The 8,740-nt window shown below is 46.8% G+C and carries 9 protein-coding genes; 3 read left to right on the top strand and 6 right to left on the bottom strand.

What is annotated here, in order from left to right; translation table 11 throughout:
* Positions 1 to 376: 376 nt before the first annotated feature.
* The 3 genes from AXFE_RS04055 to AXFE_RS04045 all read right to left on the bottom strand — a co-directional run bounded on the left by AXFE_RS04055 (position 377) and on the right by AXFE_RS04045 (position 2,864).
* Positions 377 to 1,303, bottom strand: a complete 927-nt coding sequence (locus AXFE_RS04055) for an NADP-dependent oxidoreductase (RefSeq protein WP_052604608.1) — start codon at positions 1,301 to 1,303, stop codon at positions 377 to 379.
* A gap of 519 nt (positions 1,304 to 1,822) precedes the next feature.
* Positions 1,823 to 2,242, bottom strand: a complete 420-nt coding sequence (coaD, locus tag AXFE_RS04050; protein ID WP_235347594.1) for a pantetheine-phosphate adenylyltransferase — start codon at positions 2,240 to 2,242, stop codon at positions 1,823 to 1,825.
* 82 nt (positions 2,243 to 2,324) lie between these two features.
* The gene (locus AXFE_RS04045; RefSeq protein ID WP_052604607.1) at positions 2,325 to 2,864 is read right to left on the bottom strand and encodes an RsmD family RNA methyltransferase; all 540 of its coding nucleotides are present in this window, start codon (positions 2,862 to 2,864) and stop codon (positions 2,325 to 2,327) included.
* A gap of 320 nt (positions 2,865 to 3,184) precedes the next feature.
* On the opposite strand from AXFE_RS04045, the gene AXFE_RS04040 reads away from it, so the two are divergent.
* Entirely contained in the window at positions 3,185 to 4,096 is a 912-nt protein-coding gene (locus AXFE_RS04040) for a prephenate dehydratase (RefSeq protein ID WP_052604606.1), read from the top strand.
* Between the two features lie 91 nt (positions 4,097 to 4,187).
* Positions 4,188 to 5,189 carry a prephenate dehydrogenase gene (locus AXFE_RS04035; protein WP_052604605.1) on the top strand — a complete coding sequence of 334 codons (1,002 nt, stop codon included), beginning with the start codon at positions 4,188 to 4,190 and terminating at the stop codon, positions 5,187 to 5,189.
* A gap of 26 nt (positions 5,190 to 5,215) precedes the next feature.
* On the opposite strand, the gene AXFE_RS04030 is transcribed toward AXFE_RS04035, so the two are convergent.
* Positions 5,216 to 5,509 (bottom strand): Dabb family protein, encoded by a 294-nt coding sequence (locus AXFE_RS04030; protein WP_082058469.1) that lies wholly within the window; start codon positions 5,507 to 5,509, stop codon positions 5,216 to 5,218.
* A gap of 325 nt (positions 5,510 to 5,834) precedes the next feature.
* Here AXFE_RS04030 and msrA point away from each other — a divergent pair, with 325 nt between their 5' ends.
* Positions 5,835 to 6,473: a peptide-methionine (S)-S-oxide reductase MsrA gene (gene msrA, locus AXFE_RS04025; RefSeq protein WP_052604603.1), complete on the top strand. Its 639-nt coding sequence runs from the start codon at positions 5,835 to 5,837 to the stop codon at positions 6,471 to 6,473.
* A 124-nt stretch (positions 6,474 to 6,597) separates the two neighbouring features.
* Here the strand turns inward: msrA and AXFE_RS04020 are convergent, their stop codons facing one another.
* Positions 6,598 to 7,344 (bottom strand): SDR family oxidoreductase, encoded by a 747-nt coding sequence (locus AXFE_RS04020; protein WP_052604602.1) that lies wholly within the window; start codon positions 7,342 to 7,344, stop codon positions 6,598 to 6,600.
* A 311-nt stretch (positions 7,345 to 7,655) separates the two neighbouring features.
* Positions 7,656 to 8,740, bottom strand: a 1,085-nt coding sequence (locus AXFE_RS04015; protein ID WP_152625849.1) for a matrixin family metalloprotease, incomplete at its 5' end; no start/stop codon positions are given.

The following is an 8,740-nucleotide window of genomic DNA, read 5'->3' as shown; positions in this document are numbered from 1 at the left end:
CTAAAAAAGAGATAACCTCGTCTCAACATTGGATTAGGGAGACTTTAGTTTTTGACTCTCAATTTCGGGTTGCACTCAAGTTTAGGTCTGCATCTTTTAACGTTTTTAGAACTCTTCTTTTTCGCCATAGCCTTTGGTGATAATGGACCATCGGTTGAGATGTTCCTGTTGGCCGGTACTCCTCCTTCAAAGAAGGTATCTTTCGAGAGCGCGATGAAGGAGGAGTATTTGAGGTGAGCTGAATTATTATTGGATAGCTATTTTGAGAGCAATCTTTGGATCTTGTAATTGAGATCTATCTGAACGCGCTAATTGTCTTTTGGATGGCTGAGCCAATTGCCTAAATTCCAATGGTTAGTTGGAGATTTGGAGCGTGCTATTTGACTACGATTGAGATTTTGCCGCGCGTGTGACCACTCATATTTGACTTGAAGGCGTCAGCGCTATCTTTTAAGGCGTAGCTCTCGGTGACTATCGGTCGAATTTGTTCGGATTCGATCAACTTGGTTAGATGATTTAAGTCTTGGATGCTCGGGCGAACGAAGACATATTTGCCTCCGATTTGAGCGACACTAGCGTCGGCGATAGATGCGACCCTGTTACTTTGCTTTAGTAATTCGATCGGACGGTGGCCTTCTGGACCGCCATTGAGGTCTAAGTACGCGTCCAAACCGCCTGAAGCTTGCTTTGAGATCCCAGCTATCAGGTCTGCTCCGTAGGTTACGGGCTCTGCGCCCAAGGATGCAATGAAGTCATGGTTAAGTGGAGATGCACTGGCTATCACGTTCGCCCCGAGTGATTTTGCAATCTGGATTGCAAATGTACCGACTCCTCCAGCACCCGCACTTATAAAGACGGTATCGTCCTTTTGGATACCGAGAGCGTTGACCAGACCTTGATAGGCAGTTAAGCCAGCTAGAGGAACACATGCTGCTTCGGCAAAGGTTAGATTCTTAGGCTTGCGTGCGAGTGTTCTGATTGGGGCAGCAATTCGCTCTGCGAAGGTGCCAGCATGTATGAAATCCATGCGGATGTAGCCATAGACCTCGTCACCCTCTTTTATTTCAGAGGCGGCGGGTCCTTTTGCCGCTACTACGCCAGAGGCATCCCAACCTGGGATGATAGGAAAGGTTGTATACAAGACCTGGTCTAGGTATCCAGCAGTAATCTTCCAATCGACTGGATTGACCGACGTTGCTGAGATATCGACTAAAACTGAGTCTGGACCTACCTTGGGTTCAGGTACTTCTCCATATTGAAGGACATCAGCACCGCCGTAGTTTTCGTAATATATCGCTTTCATCTGCTTCTTCTTTCTAAACTATCGATTTGTTAAAAACGTATGAGACTGTCCCCTATTCCCACATAGGCACTATCGACCTTCTCTAGGATGGCTAATAGCAGCTATTTGGTACACTTTGATGCCTGACTGAGTCGTGACGAGGGCCCTTGGCCTTGAGGAGTTTTAAACCTATCCGATTTGGTTTCAACTATAGGGTTCGATCCAATTTGACCATTGTTATGTCAACTTGGATCGAGAGTGTTTTGGTTATCGTGGCTTTTCTGAGATATTGGTTGAAATATTGTGTTCTTTTCATAAAGTTATGAAGTGGACAACCGCTATCTAGTAAGGGTCCATGAGATCAATTCTTGCCTTTGATGAGATTGAAGTTTCAATCGATGAGGTTTGTTGCAGCGATGCATACTACAAGGCTGCAAGTGAAGATTTTCTATGGTTCAATCGCCGGTCTCCTATTGAACTCACTCTCTAAATTTAGCAAGTATCGCGTTAGCTATAGGCTCTGGTACCATCTTTGATACATTACCCCCATAGGATGCCACCTCTCGGAGCAGTCGCGACGCTAAAAAATGAATATTCAGATGACGTTGGAATAAAGATTGTATCTATCCCGGAGAGTTGTCGGTTCATCTGAGCCATTTGAAGTTCATTTTCAAAGTCAGAGACTGCCCTGAGTCCTCGAATGATAACGTTAGCTCCAATTTCTTCGGCAAGATTTACAACCAATGTAGAGAGCGCGACGATCTCTACATTGTCAAGGTGAGAGACTGATGCCTCTATGAGTTCCTGTCGCTCTAAAAGGTTAAATAGAGCAGATGCCTTTTGAGGGTTTCTCATAGCCGCAACTACCACTTTGTCAAAGAGACGAGATCCTCGCTCGACGACTTCCATATGGCCGTTGTGAAAGGGATCAAATGATCCAGGAAATAGTGCAACTCTCAACTTTTGCTATCCCACCCAACTGATAAATCTTTGTTCATGCCAATATTGCTAAAGAGATAACTCTTATCTCGATCAATCGTATCTAGCTTTGCGCTAACGTGCGAAACGAGACATAGGTATCACCATACACCTTTAGCGTAACCTCGTTATAGTTGGGGTGTTGTGCAATTTGACGATTTGATTCAACTACAAGGAACCGCCCAGGGCGAAGTGAAAATAGATCGTCCCACTCGCTAAATAGGTAAGGGGGATCACAAAAGGCCAAGTCCACAGGGTGATCTACTCGGTTAGCATTTCTCAGGTAAATAAAGGCATTTTGGTTCCAAACTCTAAATTTACAGCTCGATTTTTCCTCTAGGGAGGTGGCTGTACGCAAAAGGGCGTTGGCTGCCATTCGGTCGATATCCACTAGGTCTACCTCGGCGGCACCGCGAGAGGCGGCCTCAAAGCCCAAGGAGCCCGTCCCTGCAAACAGATCTAAAACACTCGCGTTGGCGATTTCAAATTTTCCAAAGAGGGTATCGAAGATGGCCTTGCGCACTCGCGCAGTTGTTGGTCGTGTCTTCTCACTGACTTTTGTGGAGATGGCTTTTCCTTTTGAGCTTCCAGATTGAATTCGCACCCTAGATTTCGCCTTTGGTTAGTTGTTCTTGCACCCCAGATTATGAAGGATAGCGATGAATCTCGTAAGATGATTATCGCCCAAAGACACTTGATTATCTTGGGAACTGGGTCCTTCCGTCCCTATCAAGATTAGGATAATTTTTCCTTGCAACTGCCGATACTGTTTCTTGGTTTGCTCGTTTTCCTATAACTTTGGTCTCAATTCTGCTCGTTCGATTCAATTGAGATTGCAAGAGGAGATTCTTGTCGTGACTTTTGCCTGCTGATTGCCGGAAGCCGTTTAAGATGACCCATAGAAATTGAAGGAGCAATTAAGGAATGATCATCTGTTACCTGGGACCTAGAGGTACCTCGGACTTTAGGGCAATTTCGTTGTTGAGATCGGTTGAGGGGCCCGAACCGCTTCCTATGTCCTCAATCTCTGATGTGGTTGAGACCGTAAATTACACACCCGGTGCCTTGGGAATTATTCCGCTTGAAAATTCTACCGATGGCGAGATGACCATCAATCTTGACAAGTTGATCTTCGAAGTCGAGAATGTAATGATTCGCGAAGAGGTTGTGCTTGCCGAGAGTATTGATGCATACTGTCTAGATCCAGCAGTCCAGCCAACCACAGTCGTTTCACATCCGCTAATTTTGGATCTGTGTACTAAATATATTAAACAACACTCGCTTGTGACCCGCCATGCTCTTTCAACGGCTGAGGCAGCGCGATATGTCGCAGACAATCGTGATCCTACCGTGATTGCTCTAGCGCCAATGGTGGTGGGGGAGAGTTATGGTCTCTCGCTGGTTGCAAATGCGGTGATGGATGTACCTGATATTCGAACCCGTTATGTGCTTTTGGGTAGGGAAGTGGCACCGCCATCGGGGGATGATCGCACGTCGTTAGTGGTTACTCCGACTTCAGATCGGGTCGGATTTCTATCTGAGGTGGCAGCTATATTTTCACGCCATGGCGTCAATATGAATCACATACTCTCTCGGCCCCTTTCGGCAAAGATTGGCAATTATGCAATGCATATTGTCCTAGAGGGTCATATATATGATGAACAGATATCGTCGATGGTTGGTGAACTATTTGAGCTTGATGCAACCATTAAACTTTTAGGTTCCTATCCGCGGTGGCGAGGAATCGATGTTTCAGTTCCTTCGCCCAACCTTCCAAGAGGTAGTGTTGGGACGTTAGAGGCACTTATTTCCCACAGTACGCTGAGTCGTCGCTAATTTAGAAATATTGTCTCCGGCTAAGTCTTCTCGAGTAAATTGGACTTACTGGCAGGGGATTTGAGAAATTGCTAGTCTAAGGATCTTTCGATTGCCAGGTTTCAAGAGGGTGGGAATTATAGGTTTGGGCCAAATCGGCTCTTCGTTGATGCTTGGACTCAAGGGATCCTATGAGGTTTATGGGTTTGACCTAAGCGAGACGGCTTGCGCCTTTGGGGAGGCTAACGGAATCGAGATAAAGGCTAATTTGATAGAGATTTTGGAGAGTTCCGAAATCGTATTTCTCGCGGTACCATCATTTGAAGTCATTCGACTTCTTGAGATGATATCGGATTTAGCCCTAAAGTCGCCAATTGTCTTGGTAGACATGGCCTCAACCAAATTAGATATCGAAACTAAAGTACTTTCTTTAAACTTTGATTCGCGTTACGTTAGTTACGTAGGCATCCATCCCCTTGCAGGAAATGAGCGACCATCTTTTGAAGGGGCAGAACTCGACCTGTTTCGTGGGCGGACCATGGTTGTATCTTCTGGTAGCGCGAGCGATCCTAGGTCGTCATTGGCCGTAGCACAATTGATAGTTCACGATCTAGGTTCACGTGTGATCTTCGTAAATCCTGCAATTCACGATCGCGTCACCAACTTTACGATTCAGCTTCCTCATGTATTTGCCTATCTGACATCGAGTTTCGCCAATGAGGTCAACGATCAGGTTCTACTGCAAACTCTGTCTGGAAACTCCTTTGCTGGTGTAACACGCGTAGCGCGTAGCTCTCCAGTTATGGTTGGTAGCTTTCTGTATTCCAATAGAGAGATATTGCGCCATTCACTGGTAAATCTTTCGAGCAAAGTGGATGCAATATTGAAAGCGTTGGACGGCGATGATGCGGAGGAGATCATTGAGATATTGAAGCTCTATTCACCCGCTAAAGTCGATCTGATTGAGGAGAGGTTTGCAGAGACTATTGCGCTGGTCGATGAATCGAGCTACCATCTTGCCGTAGATCGATTTTCGCGGGAGCGATATATTCTGGACTCCATTGAGGCGATAGATCAAGAGCTTATAGTCTCAGGCGTGACTACTAGCTCTTGATCTCTCTCGAAGATAGTATTGCTGTGTTAGATCTCGATTTGTACTGCAGCCCGAGATTCTATGATCGGCGCTACATAGTTTTTTATCAGCTCTAGGTGATCTTTGTCATCAGCATAAGCTCGGAATTCCTGTTCACTTTCAAAGTCGACGCAGATGCCTAGATCGCCATTCCCCTGACGCAGTTTGAGGTCTTTGCCTCGAATGGCTTTTGTGAATCCAACGTAGCCGGTGTAGAACTTTGAAAGCTCATCTGCTAGAAGATCGATCGCCTTGGGATCGGTATCCTCTTTGAACTTAAAGATAACCATGTGCCGTAACATTTGTCCGTTTCCTTATCTATCGCGGTATTTCCAGGGCGATCATTATCGATCAGTCCATACAAAACTCCACTCTAGATGCGAATCGATTGACGTGAGCGTCTTAATCAAACTCTATGGCGAGTCGCGGGTGATTTGGCCAGCATTGCTTTTGATCCTTTTAAAGTGTTCCCGATGGCCTAGGCTCGCCGTCTATCTCCGGAGAATATGGTAGCTGTGTGAATATTTTTCGTTTTTGACCTGTTGTGTTGGTTTAGATAGTCGGTTTTTTGTCTCTCAAAACAATTGAAGTTCCTCGATCCGATTTTGGAAGGATAAAACAAGTTAAATGTTTGGGAAAGTTTCTAAGATGACAGGTCCGAATGAGGCGTTAAAAGGTCGAGATGAACCGATCTTTTTAGGCGCACGCCACAGAGTTTTTGGGACGGAACTGTTTGGACCATTCGATCCTAACCTTGAGATTGCAGTTCTTGGAATGGGCTGCTTTTGGGGCGCTGAGAGGATCTTTTGGCAATTGAATGGAGTTGTCTCGACTAGCGTCGGTTACAGCGGGGGTTTTACTCCGAATCCGACCTACGAAGAGGTTTGTAGCGGACGTACCGGTCACGGTGAAGTTGCCCGGATAGTCTACGATCCAAAGATCATTAGCTACGATGAGGTTCTCTCGTCATTCTTTGAGAATCACGATCCAACTCAGTCGATGCGGCAAGGCAATGACGTGGGCTCTCAATATCGCTCGATGGTATTAGCTTCAACCGATGCCCAATATTCCATTGCCAATAGGGCAAAAGAAGCTTATGGTAAGGAACTGCAAGAGCGCTCTCGGGGCTTGATTAGGACCGAGGTTGGCCGTTTGGGGCAATACTACTATGGCGAGGCCTACCATCAACAATACCTATATGCCAATCCGAATGGATATTGCAACCATGGCTTTAATGGAGTTAGCTGCACAATCTCGTGGCGATAATGAAGCTTTGGTAGGTTGAGTTGACTTACGTGGGTCAAGATGACAAAGGTAAAAGCTTTAGCCCACACAACAGGCGAGGGTCTCGCAGTGGATTATGGTCGGCCATGGTTTAGGTCTGGCTTTCTCAAAAGAGACCAGGCGTCAGTCCTCCGTCAACGGTTATTGCTTGTCCCGTGATGTACCAAGCCCACTTTGAACAGAGGAAGGCCGCAACTTTACCAAAACTTTCACTGTCTCCCAGCTGAAGAGATGGGACTGTCTTTGCACGTTCTTGTAAGTTGGCTCCGCTGAGTTCGATCAATCTTTGTGTTTGATGAAGGCCAGGCAAAAGTGAATTGACGGTTATGTTATTGGGCGCAACCTCGTTTGATAGAGATTTCAGATATGCAGTCAGTCCAGTTCTGGCCGTATTCGAAAGGGTGAGAGGACTAGATGGAGCCTTCACGTAAAGCGATGTTACCGCGATAATTCGACCGAATCCCCGTTCCACCATATTGGGTATTACGCTTTGGCAGAGGCCAACGGAGGAGAGTAGATTTTGGTTTATCGCTAATCGAAAGTCCGAGAGCGCCAATTGCGATGGCATGGCTGGTCGTGGGCCACCAGCGTTGGCGATAAGAATGTCAATTGGTCCGAGATCCGAAGTGACTTGATCAACTAGGGTGGCTGCGTTTTCGGGTTGAGATAGATCACAGACGAAGCCTTTGGCGCCATGGCCTATTTCGGAGATTGCTTTTTCTAACTTTGCCTCATTCCGTGATGCTATTGTCACTATTACACCTTCGGCTGCTAGTGCATTTGCAATTCCAAGGCCTAGGCCGCTTGATCCACCTGTTACAAGTGCATGTTTCCCACTGATACCGAGTTCCATGTTATAGAAAATAACAGTGACCTGCGAGCCCTAGCATCAAAAAGGGTTAAAAACTTTTGAGAATATTAAAGTTTGATTCTATGCCCGTGGTCTGGGGGACCATGGATAGGGTCGACTCTCTATGCTCGAGGGATTCCGAGGGACTTTTGTGAGACGATTTGATTTTTCCCTAGTGATCCTTCGGTTGGTTTATTTGACTGGATGACTTTAGCCACCATCGAACTTTTTGCCTTCTGGCTATTTGTGACGGTGGCTGTTTGGCTAGCTAGGGGTGATTTGGAGTTGTGCGATCTATCATTTCCATGATCTAATCAATCAAGGCAGCCGGCGGCCAGTCCTAACCGTGCGAGTCCGGCGAGGTCGCCTGATTGGTAGGTAGTCGGGTTGGATTGGTTGTATGGATACATTATTTGACTGTTCTGGGAGGTATGTCCAAGGCCTATAACGTGGCCCAACTCGTGGAGAGCTAGATTTATCGTTTGTCCCTGGGATAGATTGTAACTAGAAGATATTGCTGCTTGGCCAGTTATGTATTCATATTGCCCAGCGCTCGAACTATAGGTAAAGGATGATCCTCCCATACCTACATAGTTGTGGCCGGCCGGTAGGTAATTGGTTTGACCGTTATGTTCCCACGCTACGAGCATCGGTGAAGGGGTGCCATTTTGCCAACCTGGATAGGTAGAGGATGGAAAGGTTGCAGTCGTTCCGTCGAAGACGAAGGTGATACCTGTAGCGTCATGGAGTTCGGCGAAGGCGCTTTTGATAAGTGATAGCCCCCATGAGGGTGCTTCCGAGGTGTTGACGACATAGTGGATGGGAACGCACGGATTGTACCGGACGGGAAGAGATGAACCCGGTTGAGTCTCTAGGAAGCCGAAAGTCCCAGCTGCTGGTGCGCTCTGGCCAATTGGAGGTGATGCTGACGAGAAATGAACTCCGCTGTCGCTGGAAACTCCTTGGCTATTCCATGTCAGTCCTGTCGAGCTTACAAGGCTTTGTCCCGAGGGGTTGATAGCGCTCTGTGAATTAGATGGCGCCACCGGAAGTGGTGTTGGTAATGGTGTATTTTTATTAAATGTATAGCCTTCCCCGTCTTGTCCTGAGAGAAGGTATCCATTCGATCCAGATGGTGCAATTGAAACGACATCTGAGATGCCTTGACCACCCTCTGAACCCCAAAAGGCTGCATCTCCATAGGTGAAGATTCCACCGTCGCTTGCGACCAACCAATAGCCTTTTCCATCTGGAGTAGCTGCCATTCCAACTATTGGCTTATTGAGTGGTATTGCTCCGGCTGAACCGTAAAAGGCTGCATCTCCATAGGTGAAGATTCCACCGTCGCTTGCGACCAACCAATAGCCTTTTCCATCTGGAGTAGCTGCCATTCCAACTA

This window comes from Acidithrix ferrooxidans, assembly GCF_000949295.1.
Lineage (GTDB): Bacteria > Actinomycetota > Acidimicrobiia > Acidimicrobiales > Acidimicrobiaceae > Acidithrix > Acidithrix ferrooxidans.
The sequence above is the reverse complement of the archived record's forward strand: the minus strand, read 5'-3'. Positions and strand labels throughout refer to the sequence as shown.